General features: G+C 44.6%; 11 protein-coding genes. 4 read left to right on the forward strand and 7 right to left on the reverse strand.

Annotation, left to right across the window (positions count from 1 at the left end; genetic code table 11):
* Positions 1 to 101: 101 nt before the first annotated feature.
* From D7V92_RS04430 to D7V92_RS04440, 3 genes are read right to left on the reverse strand one after another with little or no spacing between them, the layout of a single operon-like run.
* Positions 102 to 14,336, reverse strand: a complete 14,235-nt coding sequence (locus D7V92_RS04430) for an LPD38 domain-containing protein (protein WP_121772368.1) — start codon at positions 14,334 to 14,336, stop codon at positions 102 to 104.
* 4 nt (positions 14,337 to 14,340) lie between these two features.
* Positions 14,341 to 15,372 carry a hypothetical protein gene (locus D7V92_RS04435; protein WP_121772369.1) on the reverse strand — a complete coding sequence of 344 codons (1,032 nt, stop codon included), beginning with the start codon at positions 15,370 to 15,372 and terminating at the stop codon, positions 14,341 to 14,343.
* Entirely contained in the window at positions 15,369 to 15,923 is a 555-nt protein-coding gene (locus D7V92_RS04440; protein ID WP_121772370.1) for a hypothetical protein, read from the reverse strand. Before D7V92_RS04440 ends, D7V92_RS04435 begins: the two co-directional genes overlap by 4 nt.
* Before the next feature lie 197 nt (positions 15,924 to 16,120).
* On the opposite strand from D7V92_RS04440, the gene D7V92_RS04445 reads away from it, so the two are divergent.
* Entirely contained in the window at positions 16,121 to 16,351 is a 231-nt protein-coding gene (locus D7V92_RS04445; RefSeq protein WP_121772371.1) for a hypothetical protein, read from the forward strand.
* Positions 16,352 to 16,412: 61 nt separating this feature from the next.
* Positions 16,413 to 16,625 (forward strand): hypothetical protein, encoded by a 213-nt coding sequence (locus tag D7V92_RS04450; RefSeq protein ID WP_121772372.1) that lies wholly within the window; start codon positions 16,413 to 16,415, stop codon positions 16,623 to 16,625.
* A gap of 84 nt (positions 16,626 to 16,709) precedes the next feature.
* Here D7V92_RS04450 and D7V92_RS04455 read toward each other — a convergent pair whose 3' ends face one another.
* Both D7V92_RS04455 and ppdK read right to left on the reverse strand, forming a co-directional pair.
* Positions 16,710 to 18,008 (reverse strand): site-specific integrase, encoded by a 1,299-nt coding sequence (locus D7V92_RS04455; protein ID WP_233572791.1) that lies wholly within the window; start codon positions 18,006 to 18,008, stop codon positions 16,710 to 16,712.
* Positions 18,009 to 18,397: 389 nt separating this feature from the next.
* On the reverse strand, positions 18,398 to 21,118 hold the full coding sequence (ppdK, locus tag D7V92_RS04460) for a pyruvate, phosphate dikinase (protein WP_121772374.1): 2,721 nt from the start codon (positions 21,116 to 21,118) through the stop codon (positions 18,398 to 18,400).
* A gap of 751 nt (positions 21,119 to 21,869) precedes the next feature.
* Here ppdK and D7V92_RS04465 point away from each other — a divergent pair.
* Together D7V92_RS04465 and D7V92_RS04470 are read left to right on the forward strand one after the other, a co-directional pair.
* Positions 21,870 to 22,175 (forward strand): DNA-binding protein, encoded by a 306-nt coding sequence (locus tag D7V92_RS04465; RefSeq protein WP_199718897.1) that lies wholly within the window; start codon positions 21,870 to 21,872, stop codon positions 22,173 to 22,175.
* A complete protein-coding gene (locus tag D7V92_RS04470; protein ID WP_007482332.1) occupies positions 22,172 to 22,501 on the forward strand; it encodes a hypothetical protein in 330 nt (109 codons plus the stop codon). Before D7V92_RS04465 ends, D7V92_RS04470 begins: the two co-directional genes overlap by 4 nt.
* A 162-nt stretch (positions 22,502 to 22,663) precedes the next feature.
* Here D7V92_RS04470 and D7V92_RS04475 read toward each other — a convergent pair whose 3' ends face one another.
* Together D7V92_RS04475 and D7V92_RS22410 are read right to left on the reverse strand one after the other, a co-directional pair.
* Positions 22,664 to 23,680 carry a hypothetical protein gene (locus tag D7V92_RS04475; RefSeq protein WP_121772438.1) on the reverse strand — a complete coding sequence of 339 codons (1,017 nt, stop codon included), beginning with the start codon at positions 23,678 to 23,680 and terminating at the stop codon, positions 22,664 to 22,666.
* 81 nt (positions 23,681 to 23,761) lie between these two features.
* On the reverse strand, positions 23,762 to 24,274 hold the full coding sequence (locus D7V92_RS22410; RefSeq protein ID WP_233572792.1) for a hypothetical protein: 513 nt from the start codon (positions 24,272 to 24,274) through the stop codon (positions 23,762 to 23,764).
* Positions 24,275 to 24,276: the final 2 nt, after the last annotated feature.

Raw genomic sequence — 24,276 nt, forward strand, 5'->3', positions numbered from 1 at the left:
TTTAGGTTTCACAAAAGTACTTCATTATTTTACATGAAGTATATTATACAATCTGTTTGATAACATATAGCGGGTGACACCAACGTCACCCGCCACTTCTCCTATTTACCATTAGCTATCTCATTCATCATAGCTTTCAAATCGTATAACTCCATTTCCAATCTTTCATCATCTACCTTCTTCAAATACTCACCCATTGATTGATACAATTTGTTAAGATTATTAAACTCTACATATCCACGATATTCATCGCTCATCATAAGATTATTCAATTTTTTCTGATACTCTGCTATATCAAAACTATCGTTCTGTGGATTAGACAATTCTTTACGATATCCTCTCAATTTTTGTCCGATCTTATCCATTTCTTCCAAATTCTCATAATAAGCGTTATCTATGGCTTTCTTTTTAGTCCGCTCATCACCACTTTTTATAAGACGGTTCCCGACAGGGATATTCCTCCAGTCAAAATCACGACTACCCCAAGCGGTTTCAGCGGATTTGACCATCTGGGAACGTGTAGCCTCAATACCTCCGAAATAGCCGTCCAATATATGTTCTATAATGGCTGGGTTTAGGTTAACGGTACCCGTAGTGTATTTATCTCCTCCGGTCAGTTCATTGGCATATTTAGTCATTGCCAATATAGCGGGATCCACGCTCTTAAAAGCCTTTGTCCATTCCGGCATACCCTTGTTGAAGTCGTTATCCTTATATAAAGGCAAACCTGTCCAATCCTTGTTATCTCCGGCCTCAATCAATGGCTTTACCGAGCTTGGGACGAAAGCGGAGAATCCTCCACCTCCCTCCATCATGTTCAAAGGGAGAACCTGTGACATTTGCTCCGCTATCTTCATGGCCATCTTTTTATCGGTATACTTCTCCTTTCCGGAAACTATTCCAGAAGACATTTCTCCTAGTCCATATATAGCCCTTAACTCTATGGGCATAGGAATTGTAATCCAATTTCCTCCACCGTTACGGAAACAGATATTATTACGTCTCACGTATTCCGGAAGATCGTAGTAATCATCATCTTCATCATCCCCAAAAGCGGCAGCGATCATAGGCATGATAGTGCCAAGTAAATAGAAAGAGGACGCTAACCCCAAGAATTTCTTGGGATTATCCTTGGCCAGCCTTCCGAAATTATACATACCTTGTACACCAGCGTTCCAAAACACATACATGGATCTTGACAATCCGGACGTGAAAGCGCTAGCGTTACCTATCTTGGTCTGCCCCTCAGTATTCAAGAATTTTGAACCCGCCCCTTTCTTATTGAAGTTTACGGATATCTCCTTAGCGTCATAAATAGATTTATCCATGCTCCGCCCTATTTCCCTAGAAGTAAGGAACGCGGTGAACCTAGCGCAATTCTCTACGCTCTTATTGAACAAGTCCATCCATTCACCTAGTATTTTCAAAGCCTTTCCGATAGATACCTTTTGCTTGGAGTATTGAAGCTCTTTTTGGATCGCCTTCTTCTTGGCTTCCACGTCTCTCAAATTGGTGTATCCAGTCTCTCCTCCTCTCATCACAAAATCATGATATGCCTTATTCAAGGGATCGCTCATATCCAACGTACCGTTCTCATACCCCTTGACCAGACGATACATATTGATCGGGGTTACCTTAGCGAAATTCTTATTGAACTTCCAAGCGTAAACAGGACTTTCCTTGACCCATACGGTAGTATTCGAATAAAGCGCGTCACGTAGGAAGTTACTTACCATGAAATTCGGGTTACGTGTCGTGAAGTTAGCGGCCAAGTTACGGTTCAGCCATCCGGCGTATCTCTCCACGGTACCGAACCATCCTTTCGTATTATCCGGGTTTGTAAGCCCGTTCAACGCTTGAGCGGCCCTTGGGTTCCCGTTTATGGTAAGCACGTATTCTTTGCCGGCTCTCTTTACGATCACTTGATGCTCCTTCAAGTCCTTTGGCAATATCTTGTAAGGTATCCCTATAGCATCCCTTGAACGCCTAACATTAGATCCTTTTTCATTGGATAGCTCCTCCATGCGTTTGTTGAAAGATTCCACGATAGACTCCACCTGTTCCGGATTGGCGTTAGATGGTATATCCGGGAAAACGGCGATCCACTCACCGGAAGCCTCGTCAAGACGAACCCACATTTCGCTTACGCTCACGAGATCCGTCTTATGGTTTTGTACCATTGTCAAAAACTTTTGCTTCATCAAGTTCCTATTCCCTTGCATGATTCCGCTCTCTGCCATATTAGCGATCGTCGCTATAGGATCGTCAGCCTTGCTCTTTCGCCCAACGACAGTCTTTATAGGGGCGTTGAACGTCTGGCTTTCGGATGTAAGATAAGCGTAAACCTCATCTGCCGTAGTCTCCTCCCATCCACGCAAAGGCACATAGAACTGATACATATCGCTGATCGAATCAAACGTATTTTGGCTCATAAGCCCGCTATCCCGTTGCTTTGCCAATATAGCGTCAGTGGCTCTTTTGACAGAGGCCGATAATTCCGATGTATCATATCTTGACTCGTAATCCAATACGTATCTCCTTGCGGAATCCGGATCATACCCCGTGTTATCCTCGTTAGGATACATGGACGTGAATCCGCTGAAATCATCAGAAAGATTAGCTCCGTATTCCTCGGCAAGCCTATCCATTTCTGATTGCTGCTCTTCCCAAGACCTACCGTTCTCACGTATCTCATTCCTTCTCCCGATATACTCGTCAAGCAGGGATTTATATGTTTCCGAGTTTTGTGACAACGCTCGTTTAACGGCCATTTCCCTGTTACGCTCAATACCATGCTTGGTTATAAGGTAATCCCTTATCTCATCAATGGTGGATCCCATCTTTTCCAATCGTGACATCGCTTTTAAGATAGGCTCGAAAGCCGCTTTTCTATAAGCGTTGAACTCCGCTTCATTAACAGAGGAAAGGGCATTCTCGGCCATATAAGCGTTCTCATAATCCAATATACGACTCCTCGTTGCCTTTGCCACGGCATCCTGCAATGTTTTAAGCCCTAGCATAGAATCCTGAAACGCCTCCTGAAATTGATAGGATGATGTAGATAGGGTACGCTCATATTGATCTTTGGCGGAACCTACCTGTTTCTCTACTACTTGGATATCATTATCAGCGAACAATACCGACTCATTCCGCGCGTTCTCCCTAAAACGGATTGTTTTCTCTGCGAAAGCGAAATCATCCGTCTTTTCCCTTACGCTTTTTCCAACGCCTCTACCCTTGTTTTCAGATCCTGCACGTCCGATGACAGTCCGATCACCGCCGATTCCATCCCGGACACTTCCGTTCCTATCGCCCGTATCTCCTCCGCCAAGTTGGTCTCCATCGTTGTCAACTTGGCCGTCAGTCTTTTTTCCATTTCGGTCAGTTGCGTTTTCAGTTCCGTCAATAGCGTTTTCAACTCCCCTTGGTTTGTCGATATGGTCTCGTTCACTTTCGTTTCCGTTCTCATCAACGCCATCGATTGTCTCGAGTTCCCTTCCAGTACCTTTTGTTTCAGAAGGTTGTTTTCCTTTTTCAGGTTCAATATCTCTTGCGATTGATCCATTTTCGTTCAAATTTATATTGTTAAGACTTAATCTATTTCTCATCACGATATCCTCGGCCACATCCATCAAGTTTCCTTGCTCCAAGTTCTTATAGCTTCTCCAGAGAATATAACGGAGGTCATTATCCGATAACTTGAAATCAAGGCTAATACCGGCCTTTCTCAACATATCAAGAAAAGCGTCCTTGATCTTTTCCCATAACGAACGCTCGGCCTTGTTATCGAAACCACGTTCCGCTAATTCAGCGATGTATTCCTCTGTAGCCTCACGCAAGTTAAGAGGATTGCCTTTAGTCCGGTCAATGATATTTTTCCGGATATCCTCGTTGGCGTTCCGATACACGTTATCAAGGAAAGTATCGAAATCATCCCCGAATAGCTCACGTAACCCATGATGCCCTACCACCTCATGGAGGAAAGTCCTTTGAGCGTCACCTACGGACGTGGAATTAGGTGATACTATGACTATCTCCCCGGTAGAAGTATCATACCAGCCTTTGGAATCTCTCTTACGGGCCAACATATTCTCATCCGTATCGGTTATATCGTCCACGTCATGGATTACCCTGACAGGGGTATTAAGCTTGTTTGACCAATCGTTGATTGAGGATTCAATAGAACTTACATTGTCCTGATTATTAGTTGTATCTACTCCCATGAATCGAAATCGAGTCTCTCCTTCCTCTTTTACCAACGTACCATCAACGTCAAGAGTTGATTCTAACTGAATATCCTCAGCTTTAGCTTTTTCAACTAATTGTCTCTGCAGATCATTAACCTCTGCCTGAGCCGCATTAAGTTCATCCTCTTTTCCCCACGGTTTCTTAACGGCTTCCTCTAATCCCGCTATCTTGTTTTCCTCTGCCTTTATTTTAGTGGCTATATCTGAGACGGATTTAGCGGGAATCCCCAACTGCCTGTCAATGCTAGCCATCAAACCCCTGCCGCCGCTAAAATCACGATTCTCAACCAGTTTTTCCTTTCCTAAATATAAACTATAGACCATCATTCCTTCATTGAAATGCACGATAGCCTCGCCTTTTCCTCCATTGAGACTGATTTTCAGAGGAGGGGTGTTTCTGTCAAGCGTATATCTATCATAGTAATCATCAATAATGGGCGTAAGCTCATTCGATATACCATCGCTGAAAGTATTGCCTTTAACAGTCACGGACTCAACCCCATCAGGGAAGTTCTCTTTTACGATATTGGCGTTCCTTTCCATGATATCCTTCCGGCTGTTGTATTCTTGTATCCTAAGTTTGGAGTTAGATATAGAGTCACGCATGGAAGACTTACTGTTAAGATCGCTCCTCTTGGAGTTTTGCAATTTCTTTAACTTGTTCTGTGCCACAAACAGCAGTTGGGCGGTCTTATCTCCGGATAACGTCGCCGCCATCTCACTAAATGTCATTCCAGACGGATCACTATCGTCTTGCTCCTCCATGACACGAGACGATATATCGCCCTTCATCATCTGGTTGATGAAGTTTTGTTTTATACGAAGCCTGTCATAGGCGGTAGCGTCAAGGGTACCTTTAACGCCATATGTGACGATGTTCACCGGTTTATCCCATGTGGCGTATAAGTTTCCTTGTCGTAAGATACGACCGTTGCGTTGCTCAAAATCCATAGGCCTGATTGGAGCGTCAATATGATGCAGGGCGAATAGACGATCTTGCACGTTGACACCCACTCCCATTTTCTCCGTGCTTCCAATAAGAATGCGCACATCCCCATTACGGACCTTATCGAACAAGGCGTTTCTCCTTTCTCCCTCATAATTGCCAACGATAGCTATCTGATTAGACGGAATACCTCCCTTGATAAGCTTTTCCTTTATATCATTGTACAAATTAAACTGAGGAACAGATAAATCGACATCGAATAAATCCATTTTTGGAGTCTCAGAAGGGGATTGATAACTATCGCAAAATATAAGTTGCGTGCCTTTATCCTTATCGCTCTCCTTGTATAATCTCAATACGTTATCGACCACCTTGTTTGTCTTGCTATCAGGGTTGTCGGGAAATGTCGGATTAAGCAAACGAAGGTCAATCGCCGCCTGCTTAGCCTTGCTGAACACGACCAAGGGTAGCGCACTCTTATCCTTCTTCTCTTTTCCTGTCAATTTGTTATAATCCTCTAATTCCTTGATAAGGGTTTGCATGACATCCTCCAAGTCCTCGTTCTTCTCGACAATGACATTCGTCATCTTATCGTCTTTCAACTTAGGGATATTCTTGTCTTCCTTGAACTCCTTGACATCCTCGGTCAAGACAACGTCCGTATGGCTCCTGAACGCTTTTATAAGCTCCGGGACATTCGTATAGCTCTTGAACCTCTCGGCTATCTTAAAGTTACCGGTAGCGGTAAACTCCAATGACGGCTCAACCGTTCCAAAAGTGGTAGCGAACTCGTCAAAGCTATTGATATTATATGCGTCTAGGATATCGGGTGCCACGAAATTCATCATAGTCCAGACCTCTGCCATTGTATTAGTGATAGGGGTACCGGTTGCCAGAACCACGTTTCGACCACCATTATTCTCAGATATCCATTGGGCTTTTAGCAACATACTATTAGCCCTTTGTGACGCACTCGTATCGATACCTTTAACGTTCGACATCTTACTTGGGAACCCGATCTTCTTATAATTATGCGCCTCGTCGATGAACAAAGCGTCAACACCCATTTGCTCAAACGTCATGACGTTATCAGTCCGCCTGTCAAGAATACGCTCAGTCTTGGCCGTGATAGTCTCCGCTGTCTTTGCCTTGCCCTTTACGTTTTTCCCTTTCTTTATACCTTCCAGAGAATCACGCATACTCTTGGCCTCCCTTTTTAATCTCTCCTGTAAAGCCTTGTCTTCTATGCGATCGATAGCCTCCTCAAAATCATCTATACGCTTTTGGATATATGCCTTTTTCCTTTCCTCGCTATCCGGGATAAACGCCATGAATGACTGTGGGACAACGATAGCGTCAAAATCTCCGGTAGCTATAAGATTGAACAGCCTTGTCCTATTATCGGCGTTACGCTCCTCCTTTGTCGGAGATAGAATCTTAGCGGAAGGATACAGTTTATAAAAGTCACGGACGAAATCCTCTAGGGTAGCGTTTTGGACAACGATCATGGGTTTCTTCGCTATACCTAGCCGTCTCATTTCCATAGCGGACGTAATCATGGTAAAGGTCTTTCCCGTACCGACTTGGTGAGCGAGTAACGTGCTCTCGGATAGACAACGTTGCACCGCCTTGCTCTGGTGATCCCTAAGTGTTATATTCTTATTAGCGTTAGGATAATGCTCAAAAACCGGTTTGTCATACTTTTTTAGTACATAGTTGTTATATTTATCATTATACACGTCCTCAATACGACCATGGAACATCGTTTTAGAATCAATATACTCCACGAACTTATCGGACATGTCGGATATTTTCTCGGCAACGGCCTGTGTCTCCTGCTCGTTTACGACCCTTCTCGTTTTCTGCTTACCGTCCTCATAATATTTAATCTCGTCATAAACCTTGGGTTTACGTTGGTTAAGAGCGGCCTTGAACACGTCTATAGCGTCCATTCTCTCAGTCTTGAATTGACCGGCTTTAGCGTAATCGGTTATGAACGCCCTCTTATCAAGAATATACTCACCGATCTCCGGGATAAAATTAGCGTTGGCGTAAGATATACCCAGTACATTATCAGCGAAATTATTTATAAACTCAGACGGGATCCATGTAGTCCCCAGTCGATAACTTATCTCACCATAGGGTATACGTTCAGGCTGTACGGCTTCCAAGTCATCCACGTTTTTTTGAAACTCCGGATGATCTTCCAAGGCCGCCCTAGCCTCTACCAACTTATCTTTTACGTTTCCAGAGAGATATTCACTCTTATCTATTATATTGCCGGTAACAGGATCCCTATAAGCAATTCCCTTCTCTAGTATCTCGTTTGTCACGTTCACCTCATCCATACCCGTTATCTCCGAGATATAAGGTATATCAATATTACCTTTATATGACTTGCTTATATTGACGGCATCCAAGACATTATCCGCTTTTGTCGGTAGCTCGAATGGATAACTTACACGCTTATTCAAGATACCATCCGCTTTCGAGACTTCCCAGACCATGGATTTTCCGGTCGTGGAAGGTACCCTTCTAACGGTCTCCAAAGAGAAGGGTAATCCATGCTCAACATCCTCGGCGAAAATATCGTCCAAAGCCTTGTTCCTGTTAAGTGTCCCATATTTGGACACGAAAGCATCATATACTTTGTTTAGCCTTTTCCTCGCGGGCTCGGGATCCACACCCTTTGTTTGCTCATCATGGATAAGATCGTATAGATTTTTCTTTATATCATTGTAATCATTTACCGCATCCGCTATTTTCCGGGTCTTACCATTATGAACGAACGTAGGATTTGCCTTAATCGGTTTTAACGAGTCCCCATCTAAAACAAAGACATTGCCATTCTGGACGGTAATAGTACCATCTTTCAAAGTGGAGTCATCCACAACCTCCGGCCCTTTAGTCTCTACAACACCTGATAGGATATTCTTTGGTAAGTTATCAATAGCGTTAAGTAGCTCCTTGCTTAAATCGGCCCCGGGTTTGGCTTTCAATGTCTGGGACGCTCCACTATATAGACCTCCGCTACCAGCGTCATAAGCGGTCATCATATCACCTAACATCATATCGGGATGATTTGAGAAATACTCGTTAACCATGATAGGCTTGCTCCTTTTATCCCCGTCCTCCATATAAGTTCCTTCACCTATTTGCGTTGTAGTAGTGAACCCTATCCCATTCGAAGGTTCCCCATACTTTCTTTTACGGAATATAACGATGTCAGCCGTGACACTCGTGCCGGCCCCTTTCTGGAAAGCGTCATTAGGCAATCGGATAGCTCCGACCAGATCATAGCCGTTTCCACTCACGTACTCACGGAACTTACTATCGGCCCCATCCATCGTAGCCGAGGACGTGACGAATACGCCGAGACCACCTTCTTTCAATTCCAGAAGCCCCTTTAGGATAAAATAATTATGGAGATTATAAGAGGAACCAAGTTTCTTCCTGAATTGCTTATCTAAAACCTTATCATATGGAGCGTTTTTCCCGAATGGGACGTTGGTGATAACTAAGTCTTTCGAGTTTGGAGAAAACGCTTTCTCATATCCTTGTACCTTTATATTAGCGTCAGGATATAAAGCCTTTGCCATACGACCGGATAAACTATCTATCTCGAACCCACTTATACTTGAGTTTTCAGATATAGACCTAGGCATCATACCGATTATGTTGCCTATACCCATAGCGGGTTCACTGATATTGCCACCCTTGAATCCAAGTTTCTCCGTTATTCCCCATAAGCTTTCCACGACCTCGGACGGGGTATAATGAGAGGTTGTCGTGGAACGGACGGCACTGTCGAACTCTTCTTTACTTAATAAGGATTTTAGTTTCTCATAATAACGTAGATACTTATCATTCCAATTTCGATCCTTAGTCCAATTGTTGTCACGTGCGTTGTATTTGCCTTCGTTCAAGGCTTCGGCCAAACCTCCCCATCCAACGTACCTTGACATCTTGGCTTGTTGTTCCGGGGTAGGTTTTCCTTGGCCGTCCTCTACGTCTTTCAGCGTTTCTATCGCCTCAATATTGGCTTTTAGCTTGGATATATCACCGGAAGGAAGCTCAATACCTTTCTCCGGGAAGCTGAAATTGTTTTGATTCCTTACAACAGGCCGCTTGTCGCTGTCGCTGATAGGTATTCCTCGGCCTCGCTCCGTGTCAAGCACATCACTTCCATGCACGCCTCCACGGTCTCCTCCGCGTTCAGATCCTCGATCCTCTTCCCGTGCTTTTCTTCCCACGCCTTGATCCGCTCTTGAATTTCCTTGCTCATTGTCTTTAATATTATTAGGAGTGAATAAATCGTTACCATACAAAGGTAATGGTTTGTCCTTGTTGTCCGTTCGCTTTTTCCGGCTATTTTTTATTTTTTTCTCCGCGGCACTCGCTTGTCCGGCAATCTCAGTCTCTTTAACCACGGTCTCAGCGGCATCCATTATATCCGGGACTGGCTTATCAAAATTAGCTACATCAAACGAACGGACATCCTCATAAGTGGTCATATCCTTATCCCATCCGTTCTCTCCTACTTCCGGTAAATCCCTCGCTCCATTGTAGAATGATTTAAGATACGGTCGTATAGCGTCACCTAGATCATCGATCATAGCCTTTGAGTAATCAGAGAACTTACGCAAGCCTTTCTCTATATGATAAACCGCCATTTCAGTACCTATCGCCAATATCTCAGGATCAACACCCATATTCATTTGACCGCCTAGTTTCTTGCGCATGCGCTCACGGAGTTCCGCATACCGTTCATCGGTAACAAGGCGGTTACCGCTAGGGGTAACGGTACGATCGCTCAATTTGGCTTTGCCCTTATCGTTGATATCACCAATAAGGTTTTCTACATTTACCTTTTGAGGCTCTACGACCCTGCGTGTGTCTTCAAGAGAAATAGGTTGCGCATCGCTTACGGCATCGGTATCGCCAAGAATGGTATCAGCCAACCGCCTTGCGCTTTCATCGCTACGCATCATGAAACCTCGCTGTTCCCTGTCATACCAACCCTTTTCAGCCTTGGCTAGCTCTTTGGCGGCACGTTGCTGTTCCTTCGATAATTCATTACCGAACTTCAATAGCCACATATCAAGAACTTTTCCTTTCTTGGTAGTATATTGGGAGGAAACAATGCTATAATTATCAGAATCATTATTTTTAGAAATATCGCTTTCCTCCTGTTTAATTCCCTTATACTCATAGAAGGGCTTTGTTTTGCGAGTCGAGGAATCAATCCATTTCTTGAACCCATCCAACGTGACCCCGGTAATGTTGCCTAACCCTTGCCAACCCTCCTCATAGTTTGACAAGTAAGCGGACCTAGCGTCTTCCAAGGAAGGGAATCCCATCATAACCTTATGCTCATCGAATGAGCCATCAGTATTCACCTGATCCACGACATACACCATGTCACTATTCATATCCGGACCTAGGAATACGTCTATATGATCACCATCCACACTTTCAGTACCTCGAATGTAACCGTAAGTGTTATTCATGACCTGCGACCACTCCTTTCCGCTAGCGTCCTTACCGGAACGGACGGAACCGGCGGGCTGCTCTATGGTGACATCAAAACCGTTTATCTTTATATGGCCTTTCTTGTAATTGCCGGCCTCTTTCTGCGCCTCGGTTGGATTGGTATCAACCTTTAGCTCCTCTTCGTGCAATCTCTTAGCCTCAACTATGCGCTCGGCATAGTCCAATGGGGTCTCATTCTCCTTTGGAGAAGGAGCGACAAAAGGAACTAGTCCCCTTGATGAGCCTTCTTGTGTAGCTCCATCCGTGCGATCAATGTCGGGGCCAGCCGATTCTCTTCCCTCAACCTCTCCAGTTCCCCCGGTCTGATCAAGTTGTTCTCTTGGCAGTACCTCGCCGCCTCCCTCGCGTAAGCCATCGCCTCCGCTTTCGTCATTTCCTTCAATGTTTTCATTTTCTATCGGTTTATTTTGCGCTAAGATAGCGTCTATTTCATTTTGTTCGTCAATTATGGCCTGTATTTCATCCACGATTTGCGAATCAAGCTCGCCTCGCTCCTCATCAGTCAATTGTTTCTCCGAGAAATCACGTACCATGCTTTCCTCATACGCCTCGTATTCTTCCGGGGACATATGATAATTCTCCTCGCACCACTCAGCGTAAGCGTTGTACTCGGCCTGTCTCTCACGCTCAGCGATCGCCTCACGGTTCCTCTTGACATAATCGATCAAGTCTCCACGTGTATGAGCGGAAGACAAGACCTCTATGATAGCGTCCCTTCCGGCGTTCGTATCGTTCTCATCGAAGAAGTTAGTGCCATTCTCCCTATCGGCAAGCTCCAATATCTCACCCGCCCTCTCTATATTAACACCGCCTTTCTCCGGAGAGGCGAACAGTCCGAACATCCTCGCTGTCTCATTATTCCCGGCACCGGTCTCTTTCTTGTAACTGTCACGTGTCAATTTGATCGCCCCATTAGCCAGCATCATGGCCGCAAGCTCCTCTCCGCTCATAGGATCACCTATCACGGAGATCTCCTTCGCTATGACATCACCCGGCTTCTTGCTGGCCTCCTTGATATCATCATCAAGATTAGCCCAGAAATCAGCCTCGACCTTGATCGCCTCATATTCTTGTCGGGCTTTTATCAATGCGGCCTCAGGCTTATCCTCTTTTCCGATAGGGGCATCATCGTATGCCTCTTGCGCCTTTTCCAAGGCATCAGACGCTTTTTTAAGGCTTTCATCGAAAGACTTTCTCGTCACCTCGATCTTCCTTGGCATCTTATCGCCATATTTATCATAGAGGAAATCCAAGGCCATATCCGTTCCTGATGATACGAAATCGGGTGTACCATCTTCTCGCATGACCATGGAAGGATTCTCTACATTGCTAGGTTGTGCTATCTGATCAATGGCACCTTCCGTCTCAATCTCACTCGTTGGCTGGTTGATCGCATCTTCCACGGGAGGTGCAGAGGTTATCTCGGCATCAGCACTTGCAACATTATCATCCTCTGGCGACACCACATTAACTTGTTGAGCGTCATATATGGCATCTTGAAGATCAAGAATCTCATTCTCTGTTATAGGCATTGCTGGAGAAGAGCCATTCTTGGCTGTCACCTGCCCGGTTTCTCTATCATAAGCCGCAGGTTGAGCGATCCAATCACCGTTCTCATCTTGTCCTTGAAGGATAAACGCATTATCCCCGTTCCATACGATCAACCCCGGCTTTGGTAATTGCGTCTTGGGATTATGATGCATGGTCATGTCAAGCTCGGACTGGCGGGTAGCCAATAATTGATCCTCATAGGTTCGTCTCATATGACCGGCATCTTGCTCTACTATATCGCTCAACCTTTTCACCGAGACCATCCGATCCTGTCCGTTATCGGAAATAACGGCTTTATCTCCCTCGATACTCCTAACGTACACAGGTCTTTCCTCATTTCCCTCGCTAAGCGTAGCCGTGGTAACGATAGACTGACCATCAGGATTCGTGGTAACATAAGGAGTAATATTATTGGCAACGTAAGTTTCAACCTCATTGTCTATTTCCTCTCCTATACGATCCTGCAAACCGGATATCCTGAGATAATCAGCGTAGAAATCCTCGGCTAACGGACGGGCATCCGCATTAACCCCATCAAGAAGGCTCATCACTTGGGCCTCGCTAGCTCCATCATCCACATAGCTTTCTATCGTACTAACCAAACCCGGAACCATTCCAGATAGGGAAAGCCTTGTCTCTTCCATCTTTTTGCTCGCCGTCCGTATATCGCCCGGATCAGTCATATTGCGTCCTTGCTCCTCTGCCTCGGCAAACCTAGACTTAGTTAATAGAGGAGGAGTTTCAACGCCTTGATCTGTTACATTTGAATCGGTGATAGGCTGCTGAGCCTGTTTGCCTTCTATTTTATCCGCTACGTATTGCGCGCCTTTAGCCAACGCTCCGGCCCCGGTGAAATAAGCGCCGCCTCCCATACCATAGACAAAGCTCTGCAATACACCATCGGTCAAATCCCTTTCCGGATCCGCGCCTGTTATCTTATCCGTTATATTCTCCGCTAGCGTGGAAGATACCTCTTCGATACCTTCATTTACAGGCTCGAAAAACATACCGAATTTTTTATAGAACTCTTGCATCTTACCCATTATGCCACGCTTGATAGCCTCTTGCGCCTTTTCCTTTCCTAACGTCTTGAATAAGGTTGACATCCAAGCCTTGGATACGCCAGCGCCCAGCATCTCAGACAAGGATTCTGCCGTACCTGTAAGAATAGCGTTAGATACCTTTGCGAACTCTCCCATGTTTGGGTTATTCTGGTCAAGATCATCATATTTCTGGCTAGCCACTATTGACCCTATACCTGCGAGTCCGGCCGCTGGAGCTCCGGCCATTGTAGCGGCCATGGCCCCGATTGACATCGGAAGCGACTCTACGCCTTGCAAGGCTATATCACCTATGGCACCCATATAATTCCCTTCTTTCCAAAGATCGGTGAAATCCTTGCCATTGTATCTGTTTGACCTTGCCCGGGAAAACTCCGCATCAGCCTTAAATATATCTGAGATATCCTTGAATGCCCCGCCACGTGGGATCAGTCCTCCCGTTGCGGATTCCAACCCTTTAGCCGCCTTATCCAAGACCCCAAATATACCGGCACCAAGATCGGCTCCTCCTGCGTTAAGTTTCTGTATAGCGTCTCCTACCCAAGTATTCATGAAAGAAGAATCCTTCTCATACTCCGTAGGAGGTGGAGGAGTAGCGGTCTCAATCTTTCCTTTTTTACGCAAGGACTCAAAATTATAATCGGCAGAATTATCCCATGGATTAACATACTCGGATTGATCTGATTTGGGAATATCAACCTCTTGTCTTAGGGATATAGGAGGAGGATTAACACTTGATTGGGAAACATAGTCTGTCTCTTTAATATTCTCGTTATTAATTGGAGCATAGCCTAATTTACTCTCGAATTGGGAGAAATCTCCTAAATCTTGCCATCCATCTTTTTTCAAGACATCATAAAGCATTTCACGCTTACCTGAGTCTTTCAATTTCCCCTCAAAAGAGGAAAAATCGCCCAAATCAGTATATCCATCGCTTTTTAAAGCGTCATATAATTTTCTGGTATTGTTCACTTCCATAATTTTACCAACCTACATTTTTAGAACTCGAATTATTATCCCAACCTATACTTTTCTTGTTAGTACTAGTAGAAGAACCTCCCGATCCAATTATCTGATCAAACTCATCGTATAATTCCGGGAAATTCTGAATATTACTCATGACAATAGCGGCTTGTTTGGTCTTTTGGTCTCCACCTTCACCAAACTGCCACGATATATCCGATATACTCTTATTCTCTTTTGGATGATCTTCCGCATACTCCAACATCCTCTTATACATATAAGCGATAACCCCATCTTTATCCTTACCGGACAAAGTGAAACGTTTACCGTTTCTGCCGATGATGTCAATAGACTTATCCGCCCCAGAGCCATTAGCTTTAGCGGTACGATATTGCTCAAGACTACGGAGATTGGATTGCCTTATACCCAACTCTCTCTCTTTATATGCGGCATCCTGTTTCATCTTCCGCTCCTCCCTGTCATTCTTTATTGCGAATTGAGCGGCACTTTGCGCGATCTTGGCTTTTGCCAAATCATTCTGGGCTTTTCTCGCTTGATCCTGTCTATAAAGCTGCAATGCCCTTTGATAATTATTGATGTCGTTTTGCCTTGCGGCCAGATACCCGGCCCCGTATCTTTGCCTGATAGCCTCCAACCTGTCAGAATAGGATTGTAGTTTAGGATCAGCTACGGTGGGTAGTTTCTGCGAAGGTGCCTCTCCCGCGAATGCCAAATTGGAGAAGGAAGACAACACATTGCCTAGATGCCCGATTCCAGTAGCTACGGAAGCGGCCCGTTTTCTTCTCTCCTCCTCCTCTTGGCTTATCGGCTTTTGAAAAAGCGTCTCATATAACCTTTGGTTCCATTGGTAATCGTTCATTTGAGGCTCGACAACGCTCGCTTGCGGAGCGGTCTCATCCGTATTATCCACGGTTGGAGCTATAGGGTTCTGGCTTCCGGCAACCTCCGGCTCAACCAATGGCGTAGTGGACAATTCCGGCCTTTGAACGACCGGAGTCCTTTTCCTATTATATCTTTCCTCTAATGTCATTGTTGTTTACTTTTGAATATAGACTCGAATAATCCCTTACCCTTGTCAAGATGGGCTTGCGCATCAGCCCCAACGAGGCCCATCCCTGCCTGTAATCCTTGATTAGCCGCTTGCGTGGCGTTTGCCGCCTGTTGATTATAGATAGACAGCCTTTGGTTACTGATATTATTCTTGGTGTTGAGATATTGGGATTCCACAGCATCCTTCCGTGCGGTAGCGTTAGTGGCTATACCACTGGCGGTATCGGATATCACCTCGCCCGCCGCTTTCTTGGCCTGCGCTACGGACTCATCAGTAGCTCCTACGACCGCGGCGGTACCGGAGGCCTTACGGTACTGCTCATCCGCTAATTCCCTAGCCTTGGTCAAGGCGGCTTGCGCCTCCGCGCTTTGGGTATAATCCTCGTTATACCTACGGTTAAACCAATCCTCATTCTCCTTTGCCTGTTTATCCAACACGGCGTTCGCTTTTCTAGCCGCCTTCCTTGCCTTTATTCCCCCGGCAATGCCACTCGCCAAGGAACTGGCGGCTCCAACTATCGCTCCGATCATAATCTACTGTTTTCTCGCAAAAGAGATAAATAAAGTGACTCGTGTTTGTTACTTTGATCATTATCTCCCATCGGACACCAAAAAATCAACTATTCTATACTGTTTTCTATCATCTACGAATCATTCGTACATAGTTAGGTCCGGTCATATAGGCATTATTGGTATATTCGCGGGAACAAATTTTATTATATAATACCATGAACGAGGAACTAAAACAACTTTTGGAGTGGTTCGACAACTACGAGATCACATTTAACGAAATCAGACTAAGCCCGTGTCAATACATATTTGACCTCCATAAATTCATTGCTGTACAGACAAACTCTGTCCGAAGAAACTGGGAAAATCCCACATTCGAGTATGATATTTTGAGCCTATATCAGCTTAAAAAGGTACTGGAGGAGAAAGAGAAAGAAAATAAGGAATGACAATCATTGCATCGTGGATATTCCCTAAATTTGTATAGTGTTTAACTAAATAACTAATATCATGGCAAGAACAACGGATTACAAGTTAAAAGGAGAGAAAATCAAAGATCAAATAGATGAGTTAGCAACCGCTCTTCTTGAGGAGAAGAAAAATTCCTTTGACGAAAATCGGAAAGTAAAAATAGCGAACATTGATTTGGAAGAACTGAATAATATCGAGTTGCAGCAACTGCAAGTTCGAATTTCAAAGATTTTGGTCGAAAGAACAAAATAGTCCTATTTGTCGCATACTAAAAGTATAACGCCCGTGTTTTTTCTGACACGGGCGTTTTTTATTGGTCTATTTGTCTTATAAGTATCAAAAGCCTTTTCCTTTTTGTCTCATAAATATCCGGTATTCGCCTTTATCTAAATTGTCTATCCTAAAATCAACCTTGGCTCCATCTGGAACAAACGACGGGACATGCCCCGCTAGCTTTTTTATTATTTCGTCAATGTTATTATATCCTATATCCGTAAATGAGAATATCTCCTTGCCTTGATATATGACACTGCCTTTAATCATCTGTCTAAAAGATATTTTCATCTGATCATCAGGGTAATATTTCACAGGATCCTCATATACCATTTCTTCCTTTTTTTGGTTAAATACAAAATCAATAACCTTATTGTTTATCTCAGAGACTATAGAGTAATCCGGTCTTACATATATCTCTGTAGTCTTATGAGCGCTTGAATGATTCATGCAGAAAGCCACGTCATACATTGAGGCTTTTATATCGTTTCTCGCTATGGTTCCCCATGAATGCCGGAAATTATACATACATATAGCATTGAGACCGCCATGTTTGCAAATACGTTTCAATCCAGAGTTCATATTTGCGTTGAAAGAATCGTCATCACGATAGGTCTTATGGAAATTAAACAAAAACTCATCATCATCCGGTGTAAAGTATTTTTCCATGACAGGACGGAGAATATCCGGAACAATAATCTCCATATACGCCTTATCCCTTCTGAATTTTTGGGTCTTAGCCCTATTATAACAGAATGTCCAGCCTTTCAAATTGGACTTCTTTGCCCTAAAAAGGTCTACGGTATTAATTCCTGCCAAGCAAAAGACCATCAAGGCTACATCCCTAGCCAACTCTGGAAGTGATAATATCATCTTTGTCGGAGGTATGGGTGTCGCGAAAAACTCACGAACGAAGTCCGCATCCAAGGCCCTGTGATCGGGGGTGTCCGCATTGGGGATTTTTACCTTTAGCCAAGGATTAGTCTTGATCCTGATTATGCCCCTATCGTAATCGTTGAACTCATTTATTGCAGCTTTAAAAATCTGGCGAACATTAACAGGATACATTTCTTTCGCCCTTGCCGTTGGTAATAAGGTTTTTATCCAGTCATTTATGAATTTCGTGGTAAACCGGGAAAACATCAACTTGCTAGTTCCCGCAAATCTCTCAAGATGACAATAGGCCAACTCATAATTCTTGGCGTTACGGGCCATGCCTCTAACTGTTTCCATTTCCCGTTTATACTTTCTCGCATAATCAGAAAAACAGATATCCTCATCCGCTTTTTCCAGATATTCCACTAGGGTTTTTACATCCCATTGCGATATATCCTCTTTGTTTGCTCTCTCCACATATCGCATGATTACATCTGAACAGAAGGATACGACAAAAGGATCTTTCACCTCCCCCGTGCGAGTCAACCCTTTTTTATCAACCATTTTATCCATTTTTATATAAGAGGATTTACGGTTATGGGTTACTCTGATGTAAACAGGATAGAAGCCATCAGAACGCTGCTTTCTAACACAAATCTTAAAAGTTGCCATATATCAACACTTTATACATTAAATTTATGGTGTAAACACGGTGTAAACGCCATGTGCAAATATAGCAAACAAAGTGTAAACATCACATATCATTCAGATCATTTTACGCTAATAATGACATAAAAATATAAGGCTAATAAACAAGACTCAACCCGTCTATCAGCCTTATATATTGATATTTAAGACTTGCAGTTTTTAACAGCCTATCCTTCTATAGCTGCTTGCGCCGCCGCGATACGAGCGATGGGCACTCTAAAAGGTGAACATGATACGTAATTCAAGCCAACTTTATGGCAGAACTTAACGGAAGAAGGCTCACCACCATGCTCGCCGCAAATACCACATTTCAAATCCGGACGGATGGCACGACCTTTCTCAGTTGCCATACGAACCAGCTGTCCTACACCATTTTGGTCTAGTACTTGGAACGGATCGACCTTCAAAATCTTCTTCTCTAAGTAAACCGGTAAGAAGGAAGCGATATCGTCACGAGAGTAACCAAATGTCATCTGAGTCAAGTCATTCGTTCCGAATGAGAAGAATTCAGCGCTGGAAGCGATACGATCCGCTGTCAATGCCGCACGAGGAATCTCGATCATCGTACCTACCTTGAATTCGATACGATCGCCAACTTCCTTGAATAGCTCTTCGGCCGCGGTACGGATCACCTTCTCTTGTTCCTTGAATTCATATAAGATACCTGTTAATGGTACCATGATTTCCGGTTTAGCCTCAATACCTTCTTTCTTCAAATCCAAAGCGGCACCTAAAATGGCCCGAGTCTGCATTTCCGTAATTTCCGGATATGTATTACCTAGACGGCAACCACGGTGACCCAACATCGGGTTATGCTCGCAAAGAGATTCCACACGTTTTTGGATCTCCTTAACGGACACGCCCATAGTCTCAGCCATTTCCTCTTGACCTTTCAAATCGTGAGGAACGAACTCATGCAAAGGAGGATCGAGCAAACGAACGGTAACAGGACATCCGGCCATAGCCTTGAAGATACCCTTAAAGTCCTCTTTCTGATAAGGAAGGATCTTCGCCAACGCTTTCTTACGACCTTCAGCGTCCTCGGCCAAGATCATCTCACGCATAGCTTTGATCTTCTCACCCTCGAAGAACATATGCTCCGTACGGCAAAGGCCAATACCAACGGCACCGAAGCTACGAGCGATCGAAGCGTCGTGAGGCGTATCAGCGTTTGTACGAACTTGCAATTTTGTATATTTATCGGCTAAAGCCATTAACTCCTCGAAATCACCCGATAACTCAGCGGCTTTTGTCTCAACCTGCCCGACATAGACTTCTCCGGTCGTACCATTGATAGAGATATAATCACCTTCTTTCAAAGTCACGCCATCAACGTCTACAGTCTTATTCTTATAATCGATGTTCAAGGCACCAGCACCGGATACGCAGCACTTCCCCATACCACGAGCTACAACAGCGGCATGAGATGTCATACCTCCACGAGCGGTAAGGATACCTTCGGCGACAGCCATACCGGCCAAGTCTTCCGGAGAAGTCTCGATACGGACCATGACAACCTTTTTGCCATCGGCATGCCATTTAGCGGCATCATCAGCGAAGAATACGATCTGTCCAGTAGCGGCACCCGGTGAAGCCGGCAAACCTTTTACCCACACTTTCGCCAGTTTCTCGGCTTTTTTATCGAATACAGGGTGAAGCAACTCATCTAATTTATTCGGCTCGATACGGTTCAACGCTGTTTTCTCATCGATCATACCTTGATGCAATAAGTCGATTGCGATTTTCACCATAGCGGCACCGGTACGTTTACCGTTACGGGTTTGCAAGAACCAAAGTTTACCCTCTTGTACGGTAAATTCCATATCTTGCATATCCCGATAATGATCTTCCAATTTCTCTTGGATAGCGTCTAATTGCTTATAGATTTCCGGCATGGCTTCTTCCATGGACGGATATTTAGCGATACGTTCTTCTTCTGAGATTCCGGCACGTTCAGCCCAACGTTGTGAACCGATCTTCGTGATCTGTTGCGGGGTACGGATACCGGCTACAACATCCTCACCTTGAGCGTTAATCAAGTACTCGCCATTAAACAAGTCCTCACCATTACCCGCGTCACGAGAGAAACAAACGCCTGTAGCGGAAGTATCGCCCATATTACCGAATACCATGGCTTGTACGCTAACCGCCGTTCCCCACTCGTCTGGAATACCTTCCATCTTACGATACAGGATAGCACGCTCATTCATCCAGCTATTGAACACGGCACAGATAGCGCCCCACAATTGCTCATAAGCGCAAGTCGGGAAATCCTGTCCGGTCTGGGCCTTAACGGCTGCCTTAAATTTAGAGACCAATGTTTTCAAGTCTTCAACGTCAAGCTCGTTATCTAACTTAACGCCTTTCGCTTTCTTTACTTCCTCGATGATCGCCTCAAACGGATCGATATCCTCTTTGCTTGTCGGTTTCATGCCTAATACGACATCTCCGTACATTTGAACAAAACGACGATAGGAGTCCCAAGCGAAACGAGCGTTGCCCGTCTTACGAGACAATCCTTCCACTACCTCGTCGTTCAAGCCAAGGTTCAATATCGTATCCATCATACCCGGCATGGACGCACGGGCACCGGAGCGAACTGAAACTAACAGAGGATTGGCAACATCACCGAACTTAGAGTTCATTAACGTTTCGATATTAGCGATCGCCTTCTCAACATCCGCTTTCAGCAACTCTACGACTTTATCTTTGCCTAACTCGTAATACTCTATACAAACTTCTGTTGTAATCGTGAATCCCGGAGGAACCGGTACACCAATCAGATTCATCTCGGCAAGGTTAGCGCCTTTACCACCCAGCAGATTTCTCATATCTGCCTTACCTTCGGCTTTTCCATTTCCGAACGTGTAAACTCTTTTTCTTTCCATATTCGACAGTATTGAATTTAGATTCTAGTTTTGTTGATTTCAACTGTTATATTGCTATCTCAACTTTGCAATGCTGCAAATATATGCTATTTCTACTTTGCAAGCACGAATAGCGTTAAAGATTTTTACATGTTTTACAACTATTCTTTACCATTTATATCCAGCAAATGCTTACATTTGCGTGCGGAAGTTTGTTGACGCTTCCATTTCCCATCGGATTTCCCGCCTATCTCTTTGCCCCTTACATATAATATATGATCTTTTTCTTTTATTTGTCTATTTATTTCCAATAGGAAGACTCAGGAGTTTTTTGCTGAAGAAACTTTAGTTTCTACAGCATGAAACTAAAGTTTCTCCCAGCAAGAACTAAAGTTTTTCTATAGCGAAACAAAGTATTTTAATGTAACTTCTTGAATTTTATTTATTTATAGAAGTATTCAAAGATATAGGTAACGATTTGGTTGCAAAAGTCTTGCTTTCAGTTACACTGCTTTGCATAATTTCAAATAACTATGTACAAATATAGATAATAGTTGCAATATAGCCAAATTTATTCAGATATATTTTGTGTATAATATTGGATATTAGCATCTTGACTTATATCGATGCATGAATTTCTTCCCATTGGAATAGCTGGAATTACCCTCTGGCTATTTTTGTGCCTTTTTGTCGATTGCTCAACGGTTGAGTAACCAATGGCCCCATAATAACTTTGTAATATTGCACCATAAACGATAAAAACAAGGTCAATATGAATAACAGAAAAGTCGTACCAGGTGTCGGAGTTACCCATATGTTAAGTACCATCCTTGCCAAAGTGAATAGGATTGAGCAGTTGCTTTCACCCAATATTGAAAACCTGCCGGACAGCGAGATTCTGGATTCAAAAGGAGTCCGCCTGCTGACTAAGATGTCCGACAGGACACTTTTGAGACGTCGAAATGACGGCACGCTGCCCTTTCACCGCGACAAGGGAAAGATTTACTACCGCCGTTCGGACGTGCTGCGTGCCATGTTACTGGAAAAGGAAGAACACTCTAAAAATAAAAGGTTATGAGAAAGATGATCAAGATTGAAAGCAGTTCATTCGCTGCGCTCGTGAGAAGTTACAAGAAGTCCCTCAATATGCTGGCCGTACTGCAACATATATGCGAGGACAACAGTGTCGAATTATCCATGCTGCCGGATGAGGTATGTGAACTGATAGGGCTTGAACCGGCAGAGATAGAGAAACAGCGTCTGAACGGACGTCTGCGCTTTGCGGAAGAGGAAAACGGCACAAGGCATTACTCAATCGTGGATATAATCAACCTGAAGGATTCGATTGACAGCAGGAGAATAAACAGGCAGGTAGAGGAACTTTCATTCGAGGAAACGGACTGATGTGGCACATCCCCGTTTCAGACAAGGGTACGGACGGCAAATCGGATTTATCCAGGTGCCGTCCGTGCCTTTGTCCTTTCCTGAAAACGGCTCTTTGCGGCAAACTGCGGAAGTGGAGCCTGCGCAGCTTCTGCAGTTTGCCGCAATGTGCCGTGGGAAACATTACGATATTTTTCGGTTTTCCTTTGCCGGCATTATAATTTTCATGGACGGTACATGCCTTGCCTGTTGTGGCTGGTCGGGTGCAATGTCACTGCCGCTGACCGGTCTGACCTTTTCCTGCCCAGTCATATCATCGTTTCCGTACTGTTCGGGCTGTTTCAATGTGAGTTGTATCCTCCGGTTCAACGTGGCGAGTTCCTCTGTCAGTTCCTTTATCTCCCCCTCTTTGGGCCAGAGCGTGGAGACTATCTCACGCAGGACCGGCAGGTCTTTCTCCAACTCCGTATTGTCCTTTTTCCGTTTCTCTATCATACCTGGAATACGCTCCAGCGCATTGATGAAGTTCATTACGGCCAGCTTCGGGTCTTTGGCGATATACCCGTTATTATAGGTGTATTTGATGCCGTCCAGTCCCTCGACCATAAACTTGTTCTGCAAGGATTCCGTGTTTCCGTCCCAGACCTTTTCGGAACGCACCAGAATACGGAAGTCGAACAGCGTTCCTATTTTCATATAGTCATCCTCAGTCCGGGCATTCCGGTTGATTGCGGACAACCTGTCGGCCAGAATCTCGATGTTGTCGGACTCCACCCCGTCCAGTTTGAGCGGATTGGGTCTCAATCCAGTGGCCGTATCCGTAGGGGCAACCCAGTTCAGGTATTCCCAATCCCGAGTGAAACGCTCTATGAAAGTTCCGTTCGTTTCAATTACTGAAACCTTCTCGTGCAGCTTCCCTTTGGCGTTCCCCTTGTTCCTGTGGTATGCCAGTCTTTCGCTCTCAAGGACCGCCAGTTTCTTTTCCAGCTTAGCCTTTTCCAGCAGGTCGTTGTTGTCTGAAAGAATGGCCACGTACTCACTGAAACTCACCCCGCCGTTTTCATCCATCGCTCCCTCATCAATGGTCCGTGTAGCGAGATTATGGCTTTTTAACTGGTTGATGAACACCTGCTTGTTATGAAGCAGGTTGAACTTGTAACTGTCCAATGATTTTTCCACCGCATAGATATAGCAGTCCACCGTATTGCCAGCATGTTCCTTGGCCACGATATTCCCTTTTCTTACCGCTCTTCCGTTACGTTGTTCAAGGTCGGAAGGCCTTCAGGGTATGTCCAGGTGATGGATGGCCACGGCCCTCTGTTGGGCGTTGACTCCCGTTCCCAATTTCTGGGTGGAGCCGAAAAGGAAGCGGATGCGTCCGGAGTTCATGTCGTCAAACAGTTCCTTACGCGCGTTGTCGCTGTTCGCCTCCTGAATGAAACGGATCTGCTTTTCCGGAATGTCGTGGTCTTCCACAAGCTTGCGCCTGATTTCGCTGTAAATGTTCCATTCGTCCGGCTTGTACGTGCTCAGATCGGAAAACACGAATTGCGTGCCCTTCTGGTCGAGATACTTGTAGTAGTATTCCGCAATCCTAGCCGCACAGTGGGATGCCTTGTTTCCCGGATTGTCCCCATATTTCATGTCGATGAGGCGCATGTCAAGCGACATCTTGTTCGAGTAGTTGGTGGCTATCAGCATTTTCGCCTTCTCTTCCGCATCGGACAGCGGAAGGCGGTCTATATGGGTGGCGTCCCCGCTCTCCGCAAACTTTATCAGCTTCTCTATGAACATCT

The sequence above is a fragment of the Parabacteroides sp. CH2-D42-20 genome (genome assembly GCF_003670185.1).
Classification (GTDB): domain Bacteria; phylum Bacteroidota; class Bacteroidia; order Bacteroidales; family Tannerellaceae; genus Parabacteroides; species Parabacteroides distasonis.

Bases quoted from the DNA above. Each gene is read 5' to 3' on its own strand.
- D7V92_RS04430 (WP_121772368.1), bottom strand. From the start codon at position 14,336: ATGGAAGTGAACAATACCAGAAAATTATATGACGCTTTAAAAAGCGAT.
- D7V92_RS04435 (WP_121772369.1), bottom strand. From the start codon at position 15,372: ATGACATTAGAGGAAAGATATAATAGGAAAAGGACTCCGGTCGTTCAA.
- D7V92_RS04440 (WP_121772370.1), bottom strand. From the start codon at position 15,923: ATGATCGGAGCGATAGTTGGAGCCGCCAGTTCCTTGGCGAGTGGCATT.
- D7V92_RS04445 (WP_121772371.1), top strand. From the start codon at position 16,121: ATGAACGAGGAACTAAAACAACTTTTGGAGTGGTTCGACAACTACGAG.
- D7V92_RS04450 (WP_121772372.1), top strand. From the start codon at position 16,413: ATGGCAAGAACAACGGATTACAAGTTAAAAGGAGAGAAAATCAAAGAT.
- D7V92_RS04455 (WP_233572791.1), bottom strand. From the start codon at position 18,008: ATGCGATATGTGGAGAGAGCAAACAAAGAGGATATATCGCAATGGGAT.
- ppdK (WP_121772374.1), bottom strand. From the start codon at position 21,118: ATGGAAAGAAAAAGAGTTTACACGTTCGGAAATGGAAAAGCCGAAGGT.
- D7V92_RS04465 (WP_199718897.1), top strand. From the start codon at position 21,870: ATGAATAACAGAAAAGTCGTACCAGGTGTCGGAGTTACCCATATGTTA.
- D7V92_RS04470 (WP_007482332.1), top strand. From the start codon at position 22,172: ATGAGAAAGATGATCAAGATTGAAAGCAGTTCATTCGCTGCGCTCGTG.
- D7V92_RS22410 (WP_233572792.1), bottom strand. From the start codon at position 24,274: ATGTTCATAGAGAAGCTGATAAAGTTTGCGGAGAGCGGGGACGCCACC.